19 protein-coding genes are annotated in these 22,235 nt (G+C 75.5%); 4 read left to right on the forward strand and 15 right to left on the reverse strand.

The genetic code is table 11. The features are described 5' to 3' along the window. The first annotated feature begins 32 nt into the window (after window positions 1-32). Window positions 33-1,472: a phenylacetate--CoA ligase family protein gene (locus tag ACL02T_RS21120; RefSeq protein WP_412832450.1), complete on the forward strand. Its 1,440-nt coding sequence runs from the start codon at window positions 33-35 to the stop codon at window positions 1,470-1,472. A gap of 87 nt (window positions 1,473-1,559) precedes the next feature. On the opposite strand, the gene ACL02T_RS21125 is transcribed toward ACL02T_RS21120, so the two are convergent. Together ACL02T_RS21125 and ACL02T_RS21130 are read right to left on the reverse strand one after the other, a co-directional pair. Then, window positions 1,560-2,720 carry a coiled-coil domain-containing protein gene (locus tag ACL02T_RS21125; protein WP_412832451.1) on the reverse strand — a complete coding sequence of 387 codons (1,161 nt, stop codon included), beginning with the start codon at window positions 2,718-2,720 and terminating at the stop codon, window positions 1,560-1,562. Between the two features lie 103 nt (window positions 2,721-2,823). Then, window positions 2,824-3,033, reverse strand: coding sequence for a hypothetical protein (locus ACL02T_RS21130; RefSeq protein WP_412832452.1), 210 nt, complete (start codon window positions 3,031-3,033; stop codon window positions 2,824-2,826). A gap of 222 nt (window positions 3,034-3,255) precedes the next feature. On the opposite strand from ACL02T_RS21130, the gene ACL02T_RS21135 reads away from it, so the two are divergent. Further along, window positions 3,256-5,151: an FAD/NAD(P)-binding protein gene (locus ACL02T_RS21135; RefSeq protein WP_412832453.1), complete on the forward strand. Its 1,896-nt coding sequence runs from the start codon at window positions 3,256-3,258 to the stop codon at window positions 5,149-5,151. Window positions 5,152-5,272: 121 nt separating this feature from the next. Here ACL02T_RS21135 and ACL02T_RS21140 read toward each other — a convergent pair whose 3' ends face one another. The 9 genes from ACL02T_RS21140 to ACL02T_RS21180 form a co-directional block, all read right to left on the reverse strand. Further along, window positions 5,273-6,253, reverse strand: a complete 981-nt coding sequence (locus ACL02T_RS21140; RefSeq protein WP_412832454.1) for a sulfite exporter TauE/SafE family protein — start codon at window positions 6,251-6,253, stop codon at window positions 5,273-5,275. A gap of 90 nt (window positions 6,254-6,343) precedes the next feature. After that, window positions 6,344-6,469, reverse strand: a complete 126-nt coding sequence (locus ACL02T_RS21145; protein ID WP_412832455.1) for a hypothetical protein — start codon at window positions 6,467-6,469, stop codon at window positions 6,344-6,346. 337 nt (window positions 6,470-6,806) lie between these two features. Continuing rightward, a complete protein-coding gene (locus tag ACL02T_RS21150) occupies window positions 6,807-7,502 on the reverse strand; it encodes a sirohydrochlorin chelatase (RefSeq protein WP_412832456.1) in 696 nt (231 codons plus the stop codon). 193 nt (window positions 7,503-7,695) lie between these two features. Beyond that, on the reverse strand, window positions 7,696-9,006 hold the full coding sequence (locus ACL02T_RS21155; protein ID WP_412832457.1) for a sulfate adenylyltransferase subunit 1: 1,311 nt from the start codon (window positions 9,004-9,006) through the stop codon (window positions 7,696-7,698). Then, window positions 9,006-9,917 carry a sulfate adenylyltransferase subunit CysD gene (gene cysD, locus ACL02T_RS21160; RefSeq protein ID WP_412832458.1) on the reverse strand — a complete coding sequence of 304 codons (912 nt, stop codon included), beginning with the start codon at window positions 9,915-9,917 and terminating at the stop codon, window positions 9,006-9,008. The genes ACL02T_RS21155 and cysD overlap by 1 nt, the downstream gene beginning before the upstream one ends. A 31-nt stretch (window positions 9,918-9,948) precedes the next feature. Next, window positions 9,949-10,650, reverse strand: a complete 702-nt coding sequence (locus ACL02T_RS21165) for a phosphoadenylyl-sulfate reductase (protein WP_412832459.1) — start codon at window positions 10,648-10,650, stop codon at window positions 9,949-9,951. Beyond that, the gene (locus ACL02T_RS21170) at window positions 10,647-10,817 is read right to left on the reverse strand and encodes an Insertion element protein (RefSeq protein ID WP_412832460.1); all 171 of its coding nucleotides are present in this window, start codon (window positions 10,815-10,817) and stop codon (window positions 10,647-10,649) included. The genes ACL02T_RS21165 and ACL02T_RS21170 overlap by 4 nt, the downstream gene beginning before the upstream one ends. Before the next feature lie 73 nt (window positions 10,818-10,890). Beyond that, window positions 10,891-12,585, reverse strand: a complete 1,695-nt coding sequence (locus ACL02T_RS21175; protein ID WP_412832461.1) for a nitrite/sulfite reductase — start codon at window positions 12,583-12,585, stop codon at window positions 10,891-10,893. Between the two features lie 269 nt (window positions 12,586-12,854). Further along, window positions 12,855-14,159 carry a serine/threonine-protein kinase gene (locus ACL02T_RS21180; protein WP_412832462.1) on the reverse strand — a complete coding sequence of 435 codons (1,305 nt, stop codon included), beginning with the start codon at window positions 14,157-14,159 and terminating at the stop codon, window positions 12,855-12,857. Window positions 14,160-15,780: 1,621 nt separating this feature from the next. Here ACL02T_RS21180 and hemW point away from each other — a divergent pair. Next, window positions 15,781-16,944 carry a radical SAM family heme chaperone HemW gene (gene hemW / locus ACL02T_RS21185; RefSeq protein WP_412832463.1) on the forward strand — a complete coding sequence of 388 codons (1,164 nt, stop codon included), beginning with the start codon at window positions 15,781-15,783 and terminating at the stop codon, window positions 16,942-16,944. A gap of 298 nt (window positions 16,945-17,242) precedes the next feature. Then, window positions 17,243-18,034, forward strand: a complete 792-nt coding sequence (locus ACL02T_RS21190) for an esterase/lipase family protein (RefSeq protein WP_412832464.1) — start codon at window positions 17,243-17,245, stop codon at window positions 18,032-18,034. A gap of 161 nt (window positions 18,035-18,195) precedes the next feature. Here the strand turns inward: ACL02T_RS21190 and ACL02T_RS21195 are convergent, their stop codons facing one another. The 4 genes from ACL02T_RS21195 to ACL02T_RS21210 all read right to left on the reverse strand — a co-directional run bounded on the left by ACL02T_RS21195 (window position 18,196) and on the right by ACL02T_RS21210 (window position 21,968). Then, entirely contained in the window at window positions 18,196-19,026 is an 831-nt protein-coding gene (locus ACL02T_RS21195; RefSeq protein WP_412832465.1) for an ABC transporter permease, read from the reverse strand. After that, entirely contained in the window at window positions 19,023-19,964 is a 942-nt protein-coding gene (locus tag ACL02T_RS21200) for an ABC transporter ATP-binding protein (RefSeq protein WP_412832466.1), read from the reverse strand. Before ACL02T_RS21200 ends, ACL02T_RS21195 begins: the two co-directional genes overlap by 4 nt. Next, window positions 19,961-21,043, reverse strand: coding sequence for a hypothetical protein (locus ACL02T_RS21205; protein WP_412832467.1), 1,083 nt, complete (start codon window positions 21,041-21,043; stop codon window positions 19,961-19,963). The genes ACL02T_RS21200 and ACL02T_RS21205 overlap by 4 nt, the downstream gene beginning before the upstream one ends. A gap of 61 nt (window positions 21,044-21,104) precedes the next feature. After that, window positions 21,105-21,968 (reverse strand): DMT family transporter, encoded by an 864-nt coding sequence (locus ACL02T_RS21210; RefSeq protein ID WP_412832468.1) that lies wholly within the window; start codon window positions 21,966-21,968, stop codon window positions 21,105-21,107. Between the last annotated feature and the right edge of the window lie 267 nt (window positions 21,969-22,235).

Below are 22,235 nucleotides of genomic sequence, written 5' to 3' on the forward strand. Positions count from 1 at the left end.
GCCGCGGCACCTGCCGGGAGCACACTGCTCGCATGGACGAGGAGCGCAGGGCCTACGAGCGGGTCCGCGCCGCGCACCTGAGCGCGGTGCGGGCCGCCCTCGAGGACCACGTCGCGCGGCTCGGCTGGCCGCGCGAGCGGATCGAGCGGCACCGGGCCGAGCGGCTGCGCGCCCTGCTCGGCTGGGCACGGGAACGCTCGCCCTTCCACGCCGCCCGGACGGGCGAGGTCGATCCGGCGACGGCGACCGTCGACGACCTCGCCCGCTTGCCCGTGATGACCAAGCGGGAGGCCCAGGAGGAGTGGGACGCGATCGTCACCACCCCCGGCCTGGACCGCGCCGGGGTGGAGCGGGTGCTCGCCCGGCAGCGCTGGTTCTCCTACACCCCGCAGGGGTACCAGGTGTTCAGCTCGGGCGGGTCGAGCGGTGTGCGGGGTGTGTACCTCTGGGACTGGGCGCAGTTCGTCACGCTCGCCTGCCTCGCGTGGCGGTGGCAGCTCCGTGCCGACCGGGCCGGCGGGACCGACGGTCCCGCGCGGCTGGCGGTGCTCTCGGCGGGTGGGCCGCCGCACGCCAGCACGCCGCTGTTCGCGGTGGGCACGGCCGCGTCGACGGAGACCGTGGTGATCCCGGCCGCCGCGCCGTTCGACGACGTGCTCGCGGCCGTCGCCGATGCCCGCCCGACCGCGATGGTCGGGTACGCGTCGGTGATCGGCCGGCTCGCCCGGGCCACGCTCGCCGGGGAACTCGACGTCCGCCCGCTGCGGGTCAGCACCAACTCCGAGCCGCTGACCGAGGAGGACCGGACCGCGATCGGCGCCGCCTGGGGCGCCCCGGTGCACAACCTCTGGGGCTCGACCGAGATCGGAGTCCAGGCCGTCGGCTGCGGGGTGGGCGACGGCCTGCACATCTCGGACGACGAGGTGATCCTCGAGCGGGTCGACGCCGACGGCCGCCCCGTCGGCCCGGACGAGCCCGCCGCGCGCACCCTCGCGACGGGGCTGGCGGGCCGCACGTTCCCCTTCGTCCGCTACGACCTGGGCGACGAGGTCACCCTGCTCCCCGGGGTGTGCCCGTGCGGCAGCGCGATGCCGCGGGTCGCCGCCGTGGCGGGGCGCCGCGACGACGACCTCCGGTACGGCGGGCTGCTCGTCCCGGCCAGCGCCTTCCGGTACGTCCTGGGCGCCGACCCGCGGATCGCCGAGTACCAGGTCCACCAGACCTCGGGCGGAGCGGACGTGCTGGTGGTCGGCTCACCGGATCTCCCGGCGGTGACCGAGGCGCTGGTGGAGGCGCTCCGGCCCTACGGCCTTCCCGACGCCGCGATCACCGTCCGCACCGTCGACCGGATCCCGCGCAACGCCGCCACCGGCAAACTGTCCCGATTCGTCCCGCTTCGTCCCGCTGAGGGGACGCGTTGTGGAACCATAAGGCGAGCTCACGCGCCTCCAGAGCGCGTTATGGAACCATAACGCGAGCCCGCGCGCCTTCAGGATGCGTTGTGGAGCCATAGTGCGAGCTCAGTTGCCTCCACGAGGCCGGCGCGGCCGTTGGTGTCCTCAGCCGCTGCCGTCCGCCAGCCGTCGGGCCCGGCCCCGGAGCTCGGCGACGGAGGCGAGGTCGTCGTCCACCGCGCGGATCGCGCGGTTCGCGTCGCGCAGCTCGTCGACGCTGCGCCGCACGCCCTCGAGCCGCGTCGTGGTGGCCTTCTCGCGGGCGGTGACCGCGGCTCCGGCTGCGCGGCGCAGCGTGGTCTGAGCGGTCCGGGAGGCGTCGCGCAGCTGCTTGACCAGCACGATCTGGAACTCTTCGACGACGGCGCGGGTCCCCGCACGAGCCTCCTGGCGGCGGCGGTCGAGGGAGCGCTTGCGCTCCGCGGCCACGGCGGAACCGCCGAGCAAGAGCGCCGCCGTCACGGCCCCGGTGATCAGGACCCAGAGCGGCATCGCGACGTGGAAGACCCGGGTGAGAACCAGGGACATCATGATGCCGCCGTAGGAGGGCATGACGATCCTGGACAGTCGGGCGCCCACGGGCATGGCGCCCCGGTCGGACGCGACCGGCGGTGGGGCGAGGCCGTCGACGAGCGTGGTCGGGGCGGTCATCGGCAGGACGGGCACCTCGAGCGGGGTGCCGAGCTCGAGGTGTCGGTCGAGCCGCGCGGTGAGCTCGGCGACGGTGTCGCGGGCCTGTCCGTGTGCCCGGTCGGCCTCGGTGACGAGGCGCTCGCGGAGCTGTGCGTCGAGGCGGGCGCGATCCTTGCGCGGATCGGTCGCCGCGAGGGCGGCGTCGGATTCGGCCAGCACCCCGCGGGCGGCGGTCCGGACCGCGAACTCGGCGTCGGAGACGAGGGCGGCGAAGCCGTCGGCGAGGAGCTGGGGCCACTCCCGGGCGAGGGCGCGCTCGTGCTCGGACTGCGTGCGGGTGCGGGCCAGCTCGGCGCGCAGCCGGTTGGCGCGGGTGGGATCGGCGAGGGCGGCGCGGCGGTAGCGCAGGTCGGTCCCCAGGGAGGCGAGGGCGCGGTCGGTCTCCTCACCGGCCGCGCGGACCGCGGCAACCTCCTGGTCGGTGTTGCGGGACAGCCGCAGGGTCTCGCGGGCGCGGTGCAGGCGGCGGATCAGGTCCGCGCGGTCGTTGGCCTCCGCGCCGGCGAGGGTCTCGTCGAGGAGCTCGGCCGCCTGGGCAGCGGTGCTGCGGGCGGCGGCGATCGTCTCGGGCATCTCCGGCTCCTCGGGGTGGACGGGCAGAGCGTCCGGCACGACGTCGGGCGGGCGCCGTGGGGACGGCTCCGGCCGACCCGCGGGGCGGGCCGGCCGGGTCGGGTCATGCGGCGTAGTGGTCGTCGCAGTGGTCGTCGGAGGTGGCGTCGTCGGTGTCGGTGTCGTCCTCCTCGAAGCTCGCGGTCTCCTCGAAGTCGCCGTCGTCCTCGCCGCCGTCGTGGTCGTCGTAGCCCTCGTCCGAGTGGTCCTCCCAGTAGTCCTCCGAGTAGTCCTCGGAGTAGTCCTCGCTGTAGCTGCTCTCCCAGTTCGACATGTGTGCTCCTCGTCCGGTGGAGGCCCCCGGTCCGGGGCCTCCGGTGCCGAGAACTGTGCCGGTGCGGGAGGCTCGGGACGAGCGAGCCAACCCCCGCGAACGGTGCGCCGGCCCCCGTTCCCGATGTGGGGTGGACCCCCACTCGTGCCTGGGGCAGGCCCCGGGAATACCGACGGTGGGCCTGCGCGCTGCACGCTGCGAGGACCGACCGCCGGGAGGACGATGAGCACCGCCATCGCGATCGTCGGGGCTGGCCCGCGCGGCGTCGGGATCCTCGAACGGATCTCCGCCAGTGCGCACGAGCTGCTCCGGGACGCCCTGGACGTCCATCTGGTCGACCCGTACCCGGCCGGTGCCGGGCGGATCTGGCGCGACGCACAGTCGCCGCTGCTCGCCATGAACTCGATGGCCGCGGACGTCACGATGTTCACCGACGACACCGTGGTGTGCGACGGGCCGATCGTTCCCGGGCCGTCCTTCTGGGACTGGGCGCAGGGGCTCTCCGAGGCCGACCTCGCCGAGTGGCCACCCGAGCTGGTCGCCGAGCTGCGCGCCGTCACCGCCTCCACCTTCCCGAGCCGCCGGCTGCAGAGCCGCTACCTCGCCTCCGTCCTGCGCACGGTCGTCGACGGGCTGCCCGACGACGTCCGGGTGCACGTCCACCCCGCCCGCGCGACTGGGCTGACCGAGCGGGCCGGTCGGCAGGTGCTGGCGGTCGAGGGGGAGCCCGCGCTGACCGTCGACGCCGTCGTCCTGGCGTCCGGGCACCTCGACGCCGGCCCGACGCCGGAGGAGCAGGCGCTGCTCGACGCGGCCACGGCCCGGGGCCTGCGCTACCTGCCGCCGGAGCAGACCACGGACTCGGACCTCTCGGTCGTCGAGCCGGAGGAGACGGTGATCACGCGCGGGCTGGGGCTGGCGTTCGTCGACCTGATGGTGCTGCTGTTCGAGGGGCGCGGCGGCCGGTTCGAGGAGGGACCCGACGGGCTGACGTACCTGCCCTCGGGCCGCGAGCCGCGGCTGGTGGCCGGGTCCCCGCGCGGCGCCCCCTACCACTCGAAGTCGCACTACCAGCTGCGCGCGGGGCGCCCGCCGGTGCCGCGGTTCCTCACCTCCGCGGTGGTCGACGCCCTGGCCGAGGCGCTGCCGCGGCCGCTGGAGCTGCGCCGCGACCTGTGGCCGCTGATGGCCAAGGAGATCGCCTTCGGCTGGTACCACGAGCTGTTCGGTGGCCATCCCGAGCTGGTCGCGCTGCCGTGGACGGAGTTCGAGCCGCGCTTCGCCGCGCTCGACTGGGACTCCCCGGAGATGGCGGACCTGCTGTCCGTTGCGGTGCCCGACCCGGTCGACCGGATCGACTTCGCGGCGCTGGACCGGCCCTTCGACGGGCTGGCGGCCGGGTCGCTCGAGGAGCTCCAGCCGCTCGTCCGGGCCCGGATCGCCGAGGACCTGCATCGGCACACCGACGAGCGGCACACCCCGCACCTCGGGGCGTTCACGGCGATGCTCGCAGTGTACGGGGAGATCACGCGGGTGCAGGGCGCCGCGCTGCTGTCCGCGGCCTCGCGGGCCCGCGACGTCCCGTGGTGGCAGGCCTTCTTCAACTCGGTCGCGAGCGGGCCGCCCGGGTTCCGGGTCCGCCAGCTGCTGGCCCTCTCCGAGGCCGGGTTCGTGCAGTTCCTGGGCCCCGGCACCTGGGTCGACCTCGACGACGACGGGTTCCGCGCCGGCAGCACCACGCTCGCCGGGGCGGCGCCGGTCCGGTCCACGATCCTGATCGACGCCCGCCTGCCCGACCCGAGTCTCGATCGGACGGCGGACCCGCTGCTGGCTGCCCTGCACACCACCGGTGAGGTGTCCGAGGAGATCCTTCGGGACGACACGGGCGCGGTCCTGCGGCACACCGGGCTGGTCCGGGTGCGGCCGGCGGACGGGGCGCTGGTCGATGCCGGCGGGAACGTCCACGGGCGGCGGTTCGCCGTCGGCCCGCACACCACGGTCAAGGTCGCGGGCGCCTTCACCCGGCCCGGGATGAACGCGCAGAGCCTGCGCTACAACGACGCCGTCGCCCGCGCCGTCCTGCTCTCCCTCTCGGGCGCGCGCCGCGCCGCGGCCTGAGCGCACGCGCCCCGAACGGACGAACGGCGCTCCCGCTCACCCGTGGTGAGCGAGAGCGCCGTCCGTGTCGCGGGGGCAGCCGGCTCGGCCCCCACCCCTGCTGAGCGGGAGCGCCGCTGGCTCAGTCCTCGTCGGGAAGGGGGCGCGGGGTGGAGTCGGACGGGAGCCGCTCGGTCGAGCCGCCGGCGGCCGCGCCCGCCAGTTCGAGATCGACCGGGTCCGGCTGCGCCGCGGCGGCCGCCCGGGCACGACGGAGCCGGCCGACGGCGACGACGACCGCGGCGATCCAGGCCGCCACGATCACGACGTAGACGGCGGCGACCACGGTGCCGGGCAGGTCGACCGCCCGGAGGATCGTGCGGGCGTTCGTGAAGACGATGATGCCGCCGACCGCGGTGCCGAGGACCGGCGCGGGGATCTTGGTGACCAGCCAGGCCGCGATCGGCGCGGCGACCAGGCCGCCGAGCAGCAGCCCGCCGATCGTCCAGGGGTCGAGCACCGCGCTGCCGAGCCCGATCAGGAAACCGATGCTCGCGAACAGCGCGACCAGGAACTCCGAGGTGTCGACCGATCCGATCACCGTGCGCGGCGCGGTCTTGCCGGCCGTCAGGAGCGCCGGCGTCGCGACCGGCCCCCATCCGCCGCCGCCGCTGGCGTCGACGAATCCCGCGACCAGACCCAAGGGGGACAGGAACTTCGAGCGGTGCGGGGAGCGGCGGGCCGTCGCCTCGCGGGGCGGGCGGATCGAGAACCGCAGCAGGATGTAGACGCCGAGCGCCAGCAGGATGCCGGACATGATCGGGGCGGCGTTCTCGGTCGACAGCGCCGAGAGGGCGGTCGCCCCGAGGAACGCGCCGACCGCGCCCGGCACGCCGAGGCGGAGGACGAGCTTCCAGTCGACGTTGCCGAAGCGCCAGTGCGAGGCACCGGCGGCCAGCGTGGTGCCCACCTCGGCGAGGTGGACGGAGGCGCTCGTCGCGGCGGGGTTCACGCCGGCCATCAGCAGGAGGGAGGAGGAGGTGACGCCGTAGGCCATGCCGAGGGCGCCGTCGACGAGCTGGGCGCCCAGGCCGACCAGGGCGAACACGATCAGGGTGCGCATTGCGGGGGTTCTCTCGCGGTGGTGGGCGCGCGCGGGCACGGCGAACAGGCCGGGGCGCGGCGCGATCGAGCGGGGGGCGGGGGACGAGGGTCAGCGACAGAACTCGTCGAACGCGTGGCCGCGGCGCGACGGCCAGAACCGCTCCAGATCCGAGATCCGGAGGGGCCGCACGGCGAAGGCACCCGAGGTGGTCGGGCGCAGATCGTCGGCGGGCATGACCTCATCGTGCGATCAGCGGGCCCCGGGGACAACCCGGGGTCCGTGATGCGGGAGGGGTGGCAAATGTCCGGACGAAACCGCTGGTAGGACGGCGTTCCGTGCTGACATGCGGAGACGGCCGGGACCGGCGGCACATCATGATCGTCCGGCTCGGGGGACGTGGTCAGCCTCTCAGGACGGTTCCCGTTCTCCGGGCTCGTGATCGCCGTTCGGGACGGACCGGGGCCGCCCGTGGCCGGCATCGGTCACGATCGGCGATCACGAGTGCCCGGGGGAGGCCGACGACCTCGTGGGGAGCAGCCGACGGTTCCCGGTGGCCTCGAGGAGGACGGGCTCAGGCCGCGGCGGGCAGCAGGGCGGCCGCGGCGGCGCGGTAGCGGGCCAGGACGACGTCGGCGATCGCCGGGTGCGCCCCGAGCGCCTCGGCGACGGGCGCGCCACCGACCTGCTCGTGAACCCGGTCGAGCAGCCGCCCGGGGGCGAGGAACCACGAGGCCACGGCGATGCGCCGGAACCCGCGCTCCCGCAGCGCCGCAGCCGCGTCGGCGACGCGCGGTGAGGCGGTGGCGAAGCCGGCGACGGCCCCGGGCCAGCGCCCGGCGAGCCGGTGCACGACGTCGTTGGCGGCCGCGTGCGACGAGCCCGTGCCGGCGAGCACGATCCCCAGACCGGGGTCCCCGGGGGCGGCTCCGAGGGCCGCGAGCCGCTCGGCGGCGACGTCGAGCAGAGCCGGATCGGGCCCGAGGACGTCGGCGACCCGGACCTCGGCCGCGCCGGACTCCGCCACGACCGCCGGGATGTCGACCCGTGCGTGGTAGGCCGAGCCGAGCAGCAACGGCACCACGACGGCGGGCCCGGCCAGGCCGGCCAGCACCTCGCCGAACCCGGGCTCGTCGAAGTCGAGGAAGGCGGGCCGGACGTCGAGCCCCGGCGCCCGGGAGCGCGCGACGTCGACGAGGTCCCGGATGGTCGTCGAGGACCGTGGGTCCCGGCTGCCGTGCGCGACGGCGACGAGAGCGGGAGACGACATCAGCGATCAGTTCCGATCATGCCCGCCGCTCCCGTCCCGCGAGCCCGGCTGCGACTCGTGGGAGCCCGGAGCGCGACTCGCGGGAGCCCGGAGCGCGACTCGCGGGAGCCCACAGCGCGACTCGCGGGAGCCCACAGCGCGACTCGCGGGAGCCCACAGCGCGACTCGCGGGGAGGGGGAGTGCGGGTCGTGGTCACTCGGCGGGGCGCAGGGCCAGCGGGGTGCCGACCAGGCCCGCGGCGAGGGTGTTGCCGGTGGGCGGGTCGATGAGGACGAAGCTGCCCGTGGCGCGGATGTCGGCGTACTCGTCGACCGGCAGCGGGTCCGCGGTGCGGACCGTGACCCGGCCGATGTCGTTGAGCCCCAGGGCCTCCGCCTCGACCTCGGTCAATGTGTCCGTGTCGATGCGGGACTCCGGCGCGCCGACCATCACCTGCGTGGTGCGGGTGCCGTGCTTGAGCAGCAGCCGGGCGTTCGGGCGCAGCGGCTTGTCACCCAGCCAGCAGAGCGTCGCGTCGATCTCGGCCGTCACGGAGGGCTGCGCGTCCGCCGCGACCAGCATGTCGCCGCGGGAGATGTCGATGTCGTCCGCCAGGCGGATGGTCACCGAGCGTCCGGCGGTGCCCTCGTCGAGCGGGCCGTCGGCGGTGTCGACGTGGGTCACCCGCGTCTCGCGGCCCTCGGGCAGCACGACCACGGTGTCGCCCGGCCGGACCGCGCCGGCCGCGATCTGACCCGCGTATCCCCGGTAGTCGTGCAGGTCCCCCCAGCGCGCATCGGCACTCCCGCGCGGGCGGATCACGTACTGCACCGGCATCCGGAAGGGCTTCGCCACCTCCGGCCCGACGACGGGAACCGACTCGAGGTGCCCGAGCAGCGTCGGCCCGTCGTACCAGGGCGTGTGCGCGGAGCGCTCGACCACGTTGTCGCCGACCAGCGCGGACACCGGGATGGTCTGCACGGCGTCGTCGGCGAAGCCGAGCGAGCGCGCCAGTCCGGCGAACTCCTTCTCGATCGCCCGCAGCGCGGCCTCGTCGTAGTCGACGAGGTCGATCTTGTTGATCGCCAGGACGAGCCGCGGCACGCGCAGCATCGCCAACACGGTGGCGTGCCGGCGGGTCTGCTCGACGATCCCGTTGCGCGCGTCCACGAGCAGCACCGCCAGCTCGGCGGTCGACGCCCCGGTCACCGTGTTGCGCGTGTACTGCACGTGCCCCGGGGTGTCCGCCAGCACGAACTCGCGCGTGGGCGTGCCGAAGTAGCGGTAGGCGACGTCGATCGTGATGCCCTGCTCGCGCTCGGCCCGCAGGCCGTCGACCAGTAGCGACAGGTCCGGTGTGGCCAGTCCCTTGTCGACGGACGCGCGCTGCACGGCCTCGATCTGGTCGGCGAGCACGGACTTGGTGTCGTAGAGCAGCCGCCCGACCAGGGTGGACTTGCCGTCGTCGACGGAGCCCGCCGTCGCGAAGCGCAGCAGGTCCCTGCCAGATCCCGTAGAGCCCATCAGAAGTACCCCTCGCGCTTGCGGTCCTCCATGGCGGCCTCGGAGAGGCGGTCGTCGGCGCGGGTGGCGCCGCGCTCGGTGAGCCGGGAGGCGGTGACCTCGGCGATGATGTCGTCGAGGGTGGTGGCGGTGGACTCGACGGCGCCGGTGCAGGAGCCGTCGCCGACGGTCCGGTAGCGCACCGACCTCGACTCCACCGTCGCCCCGCGGGCGTCCCCCCACGGACCCTCGGTGAGCCACATGCCGTCCCGCCGGAAGACCTCGCGCTCGTGCGCGTAGTAGATCGACGGCAGCTCGATCTCCTCGCGCTGGATGTAGCGCCAGACGTCGATCTCGGTCCAGTTGGAGATCGGGAAGACGCGCACGTGCTCGCCCGGGGCGTGCCGTCCGTTGTAGAGGTTCCACAGCTCGGGCCGCTGTTTCCGCGGGTCCCAGCGACCGAACGCGTCGCGGAGCGACATGATCCGCTCCTTGGCCCGCGCCCGCTCCTCGTCCCGGCGCCCGCCGCCGAACACGGCGTCGAACCGGTGCTCGACGATCGCGTCGAGCAGGGGTTGGGTCTGCAGCGGGTTGCGGGTGCCGTCGGCGCGCTCGACCAGCCGGCCGTCGTCGATGTAGTCCTGGACCTTCGCGACCTCGAGCCGCAGGCCCAGGCGCTCGACGATCGAATCCCGGAAGTCGATGACCTCGTCGAAGTTGTGCCCGGTGTCGACGTGCAGCAGCGGGAACGGCACCGGCGCCGGCGCGAACGCCTTGACGGCCAGGTGCACCAGCAGGGTGGAGTCCTTGCCGCCGGAGAACAGGATCACCGGGCGGTCGAACTCGCCCGCGACCTCGCGGAAGATGTGGATGGACTCGGACTCGAGCGCGTCGAGCGCGTCGAGCGCGGCCTTCTTCTCGAGTGTCGTCATGCTCGTGTCTCCAGGGCCTTCGCCGGCTCGGTCACGTGTGCAGCCCGCATTCGATCTTCGACGTGCCCGCCCAGCGGCCGCTGCGCGGGTCGGCCCCGGGGCGGGGCTTGGCGGTGCAGGGGGCGCAGCCGATGCTCGGGTACCCCGCGTCGACCAGCGGGTTCACCAGGATCCCGTGCTCGGCGATGTACTGCCCCATCTCCTCGTCGCTCCACGCCGCGATCGGGTTGATCTTGACCAGCCCGAACTTCTCGTCGTAGGTGACCAGGGGGGTGTTCGCGCGGGTGGGCGCCTCGACGCGGCGGACGCCGGTGACCCAGGCGTCGTAGCGGGCGAGGGTGTCCTGCAGCGGCGCGACCTTCCGCAGCGCGCAGCACCGGTTGGGGTCGCGCGCCCAGAGGTCCTTGCCCTCGGCGGCGTCCTGCTCGGCGACGGACTGCGCGGCCTGCGCGTCGACCATCCGCACGTCGTAGACCTGCTCCACCGCGTCCCGCGTGCCGATCGTCTCGGCGAAGTGGTAGCCGGTCTCCAGGAAGAGGATCTCCACGCCGGGCCGGGCCTTGGCGGCCAGGTCGACGAGCACGGCGTCCTGCATGTTCGACGCGACGATCAGCCGGTCGCCGAAGGTCTCCGCGGCCCAGGCGAGCACCTGCTCGGCGGTGGCGTCCGGGCCCAGCTGCTCGGCTCCGCGGGCGGCCACCTCGCGCAGGTCGGTCTCCGTGGCAAGACTCATGACTCGACTCCTTCGGGGACCCCGATGCCGACGAACGTCACGACGAAGGTGCGCAGGCAGGAGGCGCACCACCAGGCGGCACCGGGCACCTTGTCCGAACGTTCGGCGGGGGCGAGGTCTTCCTCGCCGCAGTACGGGCAGTGGTAGGGAACGACGCGCGAGGTCATCGAGCCTCCTCGCTTGCGCTCGTCGGCCACATGACCTGAGGTGCTGCGCTGAATGGTGACCTCGCGAGCTCGGTCACTTGAGGTCGTCCTCGTCCGCCCGCAGCACCCACTGGGCGAAGCGCTCGCCCTGCTCGCGCTGCGCGACGTACTTCCGCACCACGCGCTCGACGTACTCGCCGAGTTCCTTGCTCGTGACCTTGAGCCCGCGCAGCTTGCGGCCGAAGCCGGCGTCGAGGCCCAGCCCGCCGCCCAGGTGCACCTGGAAGCCCTCGACCTGGTTGCCCTCGGCGTCGCGCACGATCATGCCCTTGAGGCCGATGTCGGCGACCTGGGTGCGCGCGCAGGAGTTCGGGCACCCGTTCAGGTGGATCGACACCGGCGTGTCGATGTCGCCCTGGATGTCCGCGAGACGCTCCTCCAGGTCGTCGACCAGGCGGATCGCCCGCTCCTTGGTCTCGACGATGGCGAGCTTGCAGAACTCGATCCCGGTGCAGGCCATGGTCGCGCGCCGCCACGGCGAGGGGTTCGCCTGCAGCCCCATCCCCTCGGCCTCGGCGACCAGGGACTCGACGGCCGCGTCGGGCACGTCGAGCACGACCACCTTCTGCTGCGCGGTCAGCCGCACCCGCCGCGACCCGGCCGACTCGGCGGCCTTGGCCAGTGCGACCAGGGTGTCCCCGGAGACGCGGCCGGACGCCGGGGCCAGCCCGATGTAGTTGTTCCCGTCCTTCTGCCGGTGGACACCCACGTGGTCGATCGGGCGCTCCGGGACCGCCGGCGCGGGCCCGTCGACCAGCCTGCGGCCCAGGTACTCCTCCTCGAGCACGCGGCGGAACTCCTCCGCGCCCCAGTCGGAGATCAGGAACTTGATCCGGGCGCGGTGCCGCAGGCGGCGGTAGCCGTAGTCCCGGAACACGCTGCAGACGCCCGCCCACACCTCGGGGACCTCGTCCAGCGGCACCCAGGTGCCCAGCCGCTGCGCGATCTTGGGGTTGGTGGACAGCCCGCCGCCGACCCACAGGTCGAAGCCGGGGCCGTGCTCGGGGTGGTCCACGCCGACGAACGAGATGTCGTTGATCTCGTGCGCGACGTCCTGCTGCCAGGAGATCGCCGTCTTGAACTTGCGCGGGAGGTTCGAGAACTCCGTGGACCCGATGTAGCGGTCCAGGATGGTGCGGATCGCGGGCTCGGGGTCGACGGGGTCGCTCGCGGCGACGCCCGCGACGGGGGAGCCGAGGATGACGCGCGGGGTGTCGCCGCACGCCTCGGTCGTCAGCAGGCCGACGCCCTCGACCTTCTCCCAGATCGCCGGCATGTCCTCGACCTGGATCCAGTGGTACTGGATGTTCTGCCGGTCCGAGATGTCCGCGGTGTTGCGCGCGTACTGCTGGGAGATCTCGCCCAGCACGCGCAGCTGCTCGGTGGTGAGCGCGCCGCCGTCGCTGCGGACGCGGAGCATGAAGTAGCGGTCGTCCAGCTCCTCCGGCTCGAGGGCGGCCGTGCGGCCGCCGTCGATCCCGGGCTTGCGCTGGGTGTAGAGACCCCACCAGCGGAAACGGCCCCGCAGGTCGGCGGGGTCGATCGAGTCGAAGCCGCGCTTGGCGTAGATGGTCTCGATCCGGGTGCGGACGTTGAGCCCGTCGTCGTCGCGCTTGGTGCGCTCGTTCGGGTTCAGCGGCTCGCGGTGGCCGAGCTTCCACTGGCCTTCGCCGCGCTTGCGCTTCTGGTTCGGCACGGCAGGGGTGTCCGTGGGCACGGAGGAGGGCATGAGGGTGGGAGCTCCTGAGCTCGGCGATGGCGGCGCCGGGGCATGCCGGGACTTCTCGGGAGTCCGGCGCGGACCGGGGCCTGGTCTGAGGGGGCGAGGGCGCGGCGCGGCGCTACCGTCGACAGAGCGCGCTGTTGACCCGGTGCAGGTCCACGTGGCGACGGGCCACGAGGCGCAGAGTCAGCGCAGTCACGACCATCAGGGTGCCACGGTGCCCGCACCGAAGGCCACTGGTCGCCCGGATGCTGGGAGGGGGCTCACAGCCGGGGTCAGCCCCGGCCGCGCCCGTTGCCGTTGCCGTTGCCGTTGCCGTTGCCGTTGCCTTCGTCCCGCTCACGGCCCGTCCCGTCCTCGTCCTCGTCCTCGAGATCGTCGAGGAAGTCCCGGTCGAAGAAGTCCTCGTCGTCCTCGTCGTCGTCCCGCAGGACGACGCGGGGCGTGCGGGCCGGCGCCGGAGCCTCCGGGGTGGGCGTGGCCTGCTCCAGGGCGGCCCCGGCGACACCCGCCAGGTCCGGCACGGCCTGCTCGGTCGGGGCCGGGACGGTCGGGGCCGAGGTGGGGGCGGGTGCGACGGGGGCGGGTGCGGTGGTCGTCGGACCGGAGAGCAGGGTCGTGCCCAGGACGACCGCGCCACCGGCCGCCACCACACCGCCCGCCACGACCGCGAGCACCCCGCGCCGCGGCCTCGCCGGTGCGGCGGACCGGTGCCGTGCCGGGGACGGTACGGGCGTGGGCAACGGCGCCGTCGCCGGGCGGACGGCGACGTGCCCGAGGCGCTCCCCGACCTCGGCGGCGCTCGGCCGGGCCGCGGCGTCGTCGGCGGTCATCGCGATGAGCAGCGCGCGCAGCGGGGCGTCGAGGTGCGGCGGCACGTCGGGGCGCCGGTGGATGCGTGCGACGGCCGACTCCAGAGCCGCACCGGCGTACTCGCGCCGCCCGGTGAGCGCCTCGAGCAGGACCAGGCCGAGGGCATAGACGTCCGCGGGCGGGCCGACCTCGCGCCCCCTGACCTGCTCGGGGGCCATGTACGCGGGCGTCCCGACGGCGAGCCCCATGGTCGTGACACGGGTGGCGTCGAGCAGCCGGGCGACGCCGAGGTCGGCGAGGAAGGGGCGACCGGAGCGGTCGAGCAGGACGTTGGCGGGCTTGACGTCGCGGTGCACGACGCCGAGCGCGTGCAGGTGCGCGAGGGCCCCGGCGATCACCGTGCCGATCGCGACCACACGGCCGACGGGGAGGGGACCGAGCTCGACGAGGTCGGCGAGGGAGCCGCCGTCGACCAGCTGCATGACGACGTAGCCGCGGCCGCCGTCGACCCCTGCGCCGTCGCCGCCACCGTCCACACCGCTGTCGAGGACCTCGACGAGGGCCGGATGGGGCGGAACCTCGTCGAGCCCGCGGACGCCCAACCTGCGGACGTCGATCCCGGGGTGGAGCAGCTTGATCGCGACCGCGCGGCCGGTCCGCAGGTCCGTCGCGCGGTGGACGTGGGCGGTGCCGCCCACGCCGATCAGCTCGTCGATGCGGTACCGCGCACCGAGCACCCCGTGCTCGGTGTCCGTCCCGGTGTCCATGCCGTGTGGGACCTCCTCCGCCGCCGACGCGGCGGCGGCCGCGCGGTGGGCCCCTTGGTACCCCATCCGGCTCGGCCCGACCTGCACGCGCCCGCCGGGAAGATCGGCGGCGGCCGAACGGCGCAGGCGATCTCTCAGGGTCCGGTCCCGCCCGGTCGTGTTCGCCCGCGAGGGTCGCGCGGGTGTGCCCGCGGCGGAATGATCGGCACGACGGGATTCACGTCCCGCGGAACGGGGCAACCGGGCGCCGGCGGAAGGAGGGCGATGGCTCCGCGGCACGGACGGGCGCGCGGCCGGATCCCGGCGGCGGACCTGCTGCGCGGACACCGGCGACCGACGCAGCCGGGGCGGCGCGGGCTGCTGGCGGCGCTCGCGGCCGTCGGGGTGCTCGGCGTCGGGGGAGCGGCGACCTGGGCCGTGGTCGCCGCGGACGACGTGGCCGACCGCACGCCGACGGCGCTGCCGACGATCTCGTCCGCCCCCTCGCCCGGCGGGACGGGTGCCGATCCGGGTGGCACGGCCACGCCCGGTGCGGGGGCGGACGGTTCCGGTTCGGCCGGTGCGGGGTCGGGCCCGGCGGGGTCGGGCTCGGCGGGGTCGGGCTCGGTGGGGTCGGGCTCGGTGGGGTCGGGCTCGGTGGGGTCGGGCTCGGTGGGGTCCGGTTCGGTGGGGTCGGGCTCCGGCGGGTCGGCGGGGTCCGGTTCAGCGGGTTCCGGCGGGTCGGCGGGGTCGGGCGGCTCGGCGGCGCAAGGTGGTTGGGCAGGGTCTGGTTCCGGCGGGGCTGTGGGGCCCGGTGACGCGGGGTCGGGCGGTTCGGCGGGGTCGGGCGGAGCGGCGGGCGGGGGCACGACCCCTGGACCGTCGAGCCCTGCTCCGTCGACCCCTGCTCCGTCGACCCCTGCTCCGTCGACCCCTGCTCCGTCGAGCGCGACCGGGCGTGACCCCGCAGGGCCTGGTCCGTCGGGCGGGACCGGGCGTGACCCCGCAGGACCTGGCGCGCCCGGCGTGCCGCCGGCCGCGGGCGGATCTGGTCCGGGTGGTCCCGCGGGCGCACCGCCGGTGGCTCCCGCGCCGTCCGGCGGAGGTGCCGGCACATGCCCGTCGGGCCCGGACCCCGGCTCGCCGCCCCCGTGTCGCGTCGTCCCCGGTCCTCAGGGGCCGGATGGCGATCTCGTCGTGGACCGTGTCGAACGCCGCGCCGACGAGGCCGAGCGTCGGGACGAGCGGGCCGCGGAGGAGGCCGAGCGTCGGGCCGAGCCGGCGGGGGATGAGGCGGAGAGCTGGGCCGAGCTCGAGCTGAGGGCCGACGTCGACGGACGGCCACGCCACGCCGTCGCTCCCGACGAGGAGGACCGGCGGTCCTTCGGCGAGCGCCGCCGGGTCCCTGACGATCGCTGGGTCCCCGCCGCCGGGGACCGCACCGGTGTGGGGCGGCACCGGGCCGACCGAGAGCGGCTCGCTCGACCGATCACCGGCTCGACGGCCGCCACACCGGGGCCATCACCGGCAGCGCGGCGCCCGGCACGCCCCACCACCGCCCGCGGTGATCACGGATGGGCGAGGCGTCCGACGTGAGGCACGACCCCGCCACCTCGCCACCCCGAGTCCGTACCGTGGAGCCGTGAGCGAGCCGCCGTTCGGGATCTACGTGCACGTGCCCTTCTGCGCGTCGCGCTGCGGCTACTGCGACTTCAACACCTACACGGCCTCCGAGCTCGCCGGATCCGGGTCGTCGCCCGACGGCTGGCTCGACGCCGTCCGCCGCGAGCTGGCCCAGGCCCGCCGCACCGTCGGCGACCGCGTCGTCGACACGGTTTTCGTGGGCGGGGGCACGCCGTCCCTGATCGGCGCAGCACGCCTCGGCACCGTGCTCGACGCGGTCCGCGCGGAGTTCGGCCTCGCGCCGGGCGCCGAGGTGACGACCGAGTCGAACCCGGAGTCGACGTCGCCGGAGTTCTTCGCCGACCTCGTCGGGGCCGGGTTCACCCGCGTCTCGCTCGGCATGCAGTCCGCGGCGCCGCACGTCCTGCGCGTGCTGGAGCGCCGGCACACGCCGGGCCGCGCCGTCGAGGCGGCGCGCGAGGCCGCGGCGGCCGGGATCGCCCATGTCAACCTCGACCTGATCTACGCGACGCCCGGCGAGACCACGGACGACCTCCGCGCGTCCGTGGAGGCCGTGCTCGACGCGGGCGTCGACCACGTCTCGGCGTACTCGCTGATCGTCGAGGACGGCACCGCGCTGGCCCGCCGGGTCGCCCGCGGGGAGTTGCCCGCGCCGGACGATGACGTCGCCGCCGAGCGTTACGAGCTGATCGACGACCTGCTCACGGCCGCCGGGCTGCACTGGTACGAGGTGTCGAACTGGGCGCGTACCCCCGGGGCCGAGTGCCGGCACAACCTCGGCTACTGGCTCGACGGCGACTGGTGGGGCGTCGGGCCCGGCGCCCATTCGCACCTGGCCGGCCGGCGCTGGTGGAACGTCAAACACCCCGCCCGCTACGCCGCGACCGTCGCGGAGGGTTCGCCGGAGGCCGACCACGAGGTGCTGACGGCGGCGGACCGGCACACCGAGCGGGTAATGCTGCGGCTGCGCCTCGCCGAGGGTCTGGACCTCGCGCTGCTCGACGACCCCGCCCGCCACGAGGCCGAACGCGCAGCTGCCGCCGGCCTGCTCGACGCCGCGGCCCTCGGTCGCGGCCGCGCAGTCCTCACCCGGCCGGGCCGCCTGCTCGCCGACCGCGTGGTGCAGGACCTGCTGCTGGCGGGCGAGGGCACCCTCGCATGACGGCTGCCCTCCCGCCGAACGATGCCGCCCCGGCCGACCGCTCGGCGCTCCCCTACCCCCTCGCGCTCCCACACCACTCCCTCGTCGTACGCCGCCGCGCGCTCGGGCACCGCCGCGCGCTCGGGCACCGCCGCGCGCTCGGGCACCGCCGCGCGCTCGGGCACCGCCGCGCGCTCGCACACCACCTCGGTGCGCCGCACACCGGCTCCGGCGGCGGTGCCGCGGAGCGCCGGCCTGGGCGAGCGGGCTGCCCGGTACCTCGCCCCGGAGCGGGCGAGCGAGCCGTCGGGGTCGGCCGGTGAGCCCTCGGCGCAGGACGGTGCTCGCGGTCCTCGCCGCGCTCGTGCTGGTGGTGGCGGTGGTCGTCGGGGTGCGGGTGGCGGGCTCCGCCGGGCCCTCCGTCGACACGGAGGCCCGGCCCGCCCAGGACCGCCCCGGTCCCGTGCTGCTCGTGCCCGGGTACGGCGGCGGTCGGGACTCCCTGCTGCGGCTCGCGGCGCAGATCGAGGCGACGGGCCGGGACGCCGAGGTGCTCACCCTCGTCGGCGACGGTACCGGCGACCTCTCCGCCCAGGTCCGGCTGCTCGACGAGGCGGCGGACGCCGCCCTCGCCGCCGGCGCCCCGTCCGTCGACGTCGTCGGCTACAGCGCCGGCGGGGTGGTCGCCGGGTTGTGGGTCGCCCGCGACGACGGCGCCGCCAAGGCCCGCCGCATCGTCACCCTCGGATCGCCCCTGCACGGGACGTCGCTCGCCGCGCTCGCGGCCAGTGAGGTACCCGGCGCCTGCCCGGTGGCCTGCCGCCAGCTCGCCCCCGGCTCCGCCGAGCTCACCGAGCTCGCGGCGGCCGACGTCGGCAACGCCCTGCCCTGGCTCTCGGTCCGGACCGGCGACGACCAGACCTCCACCCCGCCCGACACCGCGAACCTCGCCGGCGCGGTCAACGTGTCCGTGCAGCAGGTCTGCCCGGTCGCCCGGGTGAGCCACTCCGCCCTGCCCACCGACCCGACGGTCACCGGGCTGGTCCTGCGCGGGATCGCGGCCCGCCCGATCGACCTCACCGGCGCGGGCTGCGGCGCCGCCGCCCTCTGAGGTCGCCTCCGTCCGGACATGACGGCGGGGCGGACCGGGCTTGCGGCGGTGATCGTCGGAGGGGACCGCGATCGGCCACGAGCGGCCGAGAAGCGTCCCGGTCGGTGATCACGGCCGCGTCCCGCACGGTCTCGAGGCACCACCCCGCGAACTCGACCGCCTCACGTCGTGACGTCCTTGGTGCTGAAGTTGGCCCAGGCGGCGCCGAAGGCGATGACGACGTAGGCCAGCTGCACCAGCACCCCCTCCCGCACGTCGGTCCAGAGGATCGGGGCGCGGTAGAGGTCGATCCACGCCAGCCAGTGCGAGGTCGGCAGGTAGGGCTCGATCGCCGCGGCGGCGTCGAGGGGCTGCAGCGCGGCGCTGGCCACCACGACCGCCAGCACCCCGAGGGTCGCCGCGAGCGGGGAGTCGGTGAGCGTCGAGAAGAACACTCCCACCGCACCCAGTGCGAGCATGCACAGCGCCAGGTACCCGACGGTCACCGCGGTCCGGGCGACGACGTCGGCGGGGGTCAGCTCGACGCCGGACAGGGACGGGATCGACCCGCCGCCGCCCAGCGTGGCCTCGGGCCCGAAACCGAAGGCGGCGACACCGACGACGTAGGACACGAGCGTCACGAACAGCACCGCGAGCAGCACGAACGCGGCCACGGAGATCAGCTTCGCCAGCAGCAGGTGGACCCGCCCGACCGGCCGCACCAGCAGGTAGCGCAGCGTCCCGGCCGCCGCCTCGCCCGCCACCGTGTCGCCCGCGACGATCGCCACCGTGATCGGCAGGAAGATCGGGATGACGAGTGCGAGCGCCGCCGCCGGGAAGATCTGCCCGTTGCTCACCACGGCGGACAGGAAGGCGCCGCCGCGGCCGGGCGGCGGGGCGAGCCGCGTCGTCGCGAGCAGGATCGCGACCAGCGTCGGCAGCGCGCACAGCAGGGCCCAGCACAGCCACACCCGCCGCCGGCGCAGCAGGAGCCGCAGCTCGACGCCGATCACCGTGCCCCCTCCGGCCCGGCGCGGGACGCGCCGCGGTCGACCCGGTCGGTTCCGCTCCCGGTGAGCTCCAGCACCACCTGCTCCAAGGTCCGCCGTTCCTCGGTCAGTCCGGTCACCGGCACCCCGCCGGCGACCAGTCGGGCGTTGAGCGCCGCCGGCGCCACCCCGCGCACGGTGACCGTGTCGCCGCTGCGGCCGACGACCTGCCCGTCCAGCAGCCCGACGACGGCCGCGGGCTCGGGTGTGCGGACGAGGACCCGCCCGGTGGGGACGCGCAGCGCCGCGAGTTCGGAGGTCACTGCGAGCCGCCCGGCGTCCATCACCCCGACGTGCGTGCACAACGCCTCGACCTCGGTGAGCAGGTGCGACGAGAGCACCACGGTGGTCCCGGCCTCGTTCAGCGAGGTCAGCAGCGCCCGGATCTCGTGGATGCCGCGCGGGTCGAGACCGTTGGTCGGCTCGTCGAGCAGCAGCAGCTCCGGCTCCCGCAGCAGGGCTGCCGCGATGCCGAGCCGCTGCCGCATGCCGAGGGAGTAGGCCCGCACCGGGCGCCGGTCGACGCCGCCGAGCCCGACCCGTTCCAGGGCCTCGTCGACCCGGCGACGGCGATCCCGCAGGCGCCCGCCCGGCCCGGCGGCGTCGAGCAGCCGCAGGTTGGCCCGCCCGGACAGGTGGGACCACGCCGCCGGACCCTCGACCAGCGCGCCGACCCGGGGCAGCACCGACCGGGCGCGGCGCGGCACGGGTTCGCCGAGCACCTCGATCGACCCCGACGTCGCGTGTACCAGCCCGAGCAGCATCCGGACCAGCGTGGTCTTGCCCGAGCCGTTGGGGCCCAGCAGCCCGAACCGGACGCCCCGGGGGATCTCCAGCGAGACATCCCGCACCGCCGTCACCCGGCCGAACCGCTTGGTGAGTCCGCTCGTCGCGACGATCACGTGCGCCGTCCCGGCAGCTCGCGCACCGCCCGTTCCAGCACCTCCGGCGCCACGGTCCCGGCCAGCAGGACCCCGCCGCGGCGGATCCCCCCGCGCGCGACGACCGACAGCAGCGGTGTGCTGACCCGCGCGGCCCGCCCGACCGGCACCTCGACCGCGACCCCGCCGGTCGATGCGGCGCCGTCGATCAGCCGGTCCGCGATCCCGCGCGACGCCGGGACCAGCACGAAGCCCGACACGCCTGCGCCGTACACCCCGACGCCGGGCAGCCCGGCGCCGAGCGGGACACGATCGCGGCCGGCGAGCCGCACCGGCGGCGGGGCGGCGTCGAGCTGGCGGAGGGCGCCGGCGAGATCCGCGGCCTCGGCGGTGACCACCCCGGCGCCCGGCGGCACGGCGGGGGTGAGGGTGCGGTCGTCGGGAGTGGTCAGCGCGACCTCCAGGAACTCGGTGGACAGCAGAGGGCGGTCGTCGGTCCGCGCGGCCACCTCGACGCGCAGCGGGAGGCCCGACGACGGGTCGCACCAGACGTCGATCCGCCCGACGGTGGTGTCCGGGTCGGCCGGCACGACCCGGAATCCGGCGGCGGACCACCCGGCGATCCGGCGCGGCTCGAGGGAGGTGACGGGGTCGGCCCGGGTGAGCCCGACGAGCCGGCGGGCCAGCTCCCCCGGGACGAGGTCGCCGGCCCGGGGCAGCCGGACCGGGGTGTCGCCGGTGACGGTCGTGAGCTGGTTCGCGCCGAAGTCCCACAGGTACTCGCGACCCGCCCGCCGGTAGGTGTCCCGCTCGCCGGCCGGGGTGAGCTCGTCGACCCGCCAGAGGTCCGGGCCCGCCACGTACGCCCGCAGCTGCGTGACCCCCGTGAACAGGGCGATGACCCGCTCCAGCGCCGGGATCTCGGGCAGGCCGAGCCGGCCGGTGCTCTCCGCGTAGCCGACGTGTGGCGGGATCCCGGCCAGCACCCGCCCGCGCAGGGCCTCGGCGGGCTCGTCCGCCCCGCCGGCCGGCAGGGTGGTCGCGGCCGCGCCGACGATCGCCGCGGTGCCGGCGGCGACCAGCACCCAGCGTCGCGTCACCCGAGGAGCAGCCATCCGGATCCAGACTGCCAGGCGCGGGTGAAGCCCGCGTACGGGCCGCTCACCCGCCCCGACCGGCCTGCAGCGCGGGGGAGCGGGACAGGACGAAGACCCCGACGACGATCAGGGCGGCGCAGCCGAGCGCACCGACCAGCCGCCAGCCCGTCGCCGTGGCCTCGCCGAACACGACGACGCCCCACGAGACCGCGACGAGCGGGTTGGTCAGCGTCACGCCCGGCTCGACGGCCACGAGGGCACCCGCGGCCAGCGCGTTCTGCAATAGGTAGAACGACAGCAGCCCGACCGCCACGGCGGCGTAGGTCTGCCAGGTCAGGACCACGGCCGCCGGACCGTGCTGGGCGACCTGCCGGCCCGCGGCCGAGAAGAAGGCGCCGCTCAGCCCGTAGCCCGTGCCGCTCGCCACGCCGAGGAGCGCGGCGCGGGTGTCCCGCCCGCGCCGCCAGGCGACCACGGTCAGCACCGCGACGACGCCGAGCACCAGGCCGGCCCCGATCGCCCAGACCGGTCCGGGGACGGTCAACGGGTGCCCACCCTCGGGGGACAGCAGGGACACGAACCCGGCGAGCGACGCGGCCAGCAGGGCCACGCCGACCCAGTCCCGGGGCGCGAGCCGGCCGCCGAGGAAGAGCGCGGATCCGAGGACGGCCAGCGGCAGCTCGGTCACCAGCAGCGGCTGCACCACCGTGATCTGCCCCAGCGAGAGCGCGGTGATGTGCGAGACCAGGCCGCCGAGGCTGACCAGCACCCCGAGCAGCCACAGCGGCCGGCGCAGCAGGCGCACCAGCAGCCGCACGGACTCGTGCGGATCGCTCTTCTCGTGCCGCGCAGAGCTACGCTGCAGCACGTCCCCCGCCGCGGCGGCCAGTCCCGCCGCCGCGGCCAGCCCGATGGCCAGGCCCGTCACCCCGCCGCCCCCGTCCCTACGCCGTCCGACGGCCCGTGCCGCCCGCAGGGCGATACCTGTTGTGGTCGGCGGTAAACGCGGCAGGTTCCCCGCCCGCGGCGACGGGCCCGGGGCCCGGCGGCCGTCGAGGTGGGACGTCCCCTGGGCGGTGCGCAGCGCGATCCGCGGTCCGGCCCGTCGAGGTGCGGCTCGACCCGGTCAGGTGGACGGTGGCCGTGCGCGGCCACCGGTGGGCAGCCCCCGGAACACGCATCCCGCGAGGGGAGG

Origin of the sequence: Pseudonocardia oceanicola, from assembly GCF_047200735.1 — a bacterium.
Classification (GTDB): domain Bacteria; phylum Actinomycetota; class Actinomycetes; order Mycobacteriales; family Pseudonocardiaceae; genus Pseudonocardia.

Bases quoted from the DNA above. Each gene is read 5' to 3' on its own strand.
- ACL02T_RS21135 (WP_412832453.1), top strand. From the start codon at position 3,256: ATGAGCACCGCCATCGCGATCGTCGGGGCTGGCCCGCGCGGCGTCGGG.
- ACL02T_RS21170 (WP_412832460.1), bottom strand. From the start codon at position 10,817: ATGACCTCGCGCGTCGTTCCCTACCACTGCCCGTACTGCGGCGAGGAA.
- ACL02T_RS21150 (WP_412832456.1), bottom strand. From the start codon at position 7,502: ATGTCGTCTCCCGCTCTCGTCGCCGTCGCGCACGGCAGCCGGGACCCA.
- ACL02T_RS21180 (WP_412832462.1), bottom strand. From the start codon at position 14,159: ATGGACACCGGGACGGACACCGAGCACGGGGTGCTCGGTGCGCGGTAC.
- ACL02T_RS21130 (WP_412832452.1), bottom strand. From the start codon at position 3,033: ATGTCGAACTGGGAGAGCAGCTACAGCGAGGACTACTCCGAGGACTAC.
- ACL02T_RS21125 (WP_412832451.1), bottom strand. From the start codon at position 2,720: ATGCCCGAGACGATCGCCGCCGCCCGCAGCACCGCTGCCCAGGCGGCC.
- ACL02T_RS21155 (WP_412832457.1), bottom strand. From the start codon at position 9,006: ATGGGCTCTACGGGATCTGGCAGGGACCTGCTGCGCTTCGCGACGGCG.
- ACL02T_RS21145 (WP_412832455.1), bottom strand. From the start codon at position 6,469: ATGCCCGCCGACGATCTGCGCCCGACCACCTCGGGTGCCTTCGCCGTG.
- ACL02T_RS21175 (WP_412832461.1), bottom strand. From the start codon at position 12,585: ATGCCCTCCTCCGTGCCCACGGACACCCCTGCCGTGCCGAACCAGAAG.
- ACL02T_RS21165 (WP_412832459.1), bottom strand. From the start codon at position 10,650: ATGAGTCTTGCCACGGAGACCGACCTGCGCGAGGTGGCCGCCCGCGGA.
- ACL02T_RS21120 (WP_412832450.1), top strand. From the start codon at position 33: ATGGACGAGGAGCGCAGGGCCTACGAGCGGGTCCGCGCCGCGCACCTG.
- ACL02T_RS21140 (WP_412832454.1), bottom strand. From the start codon at position 6,253: ATGCGCACCCTGATCGTGTTCGCCCTGGTCGGCCTGGGCGCCCAGCTC.
- cysD (WP_412832458.1), bottom strand. From the start codon at position 9,917: ATGACGACACTCGAGAAGAAGGCCGCGCTCGACGCGCTCGACGCGCTC.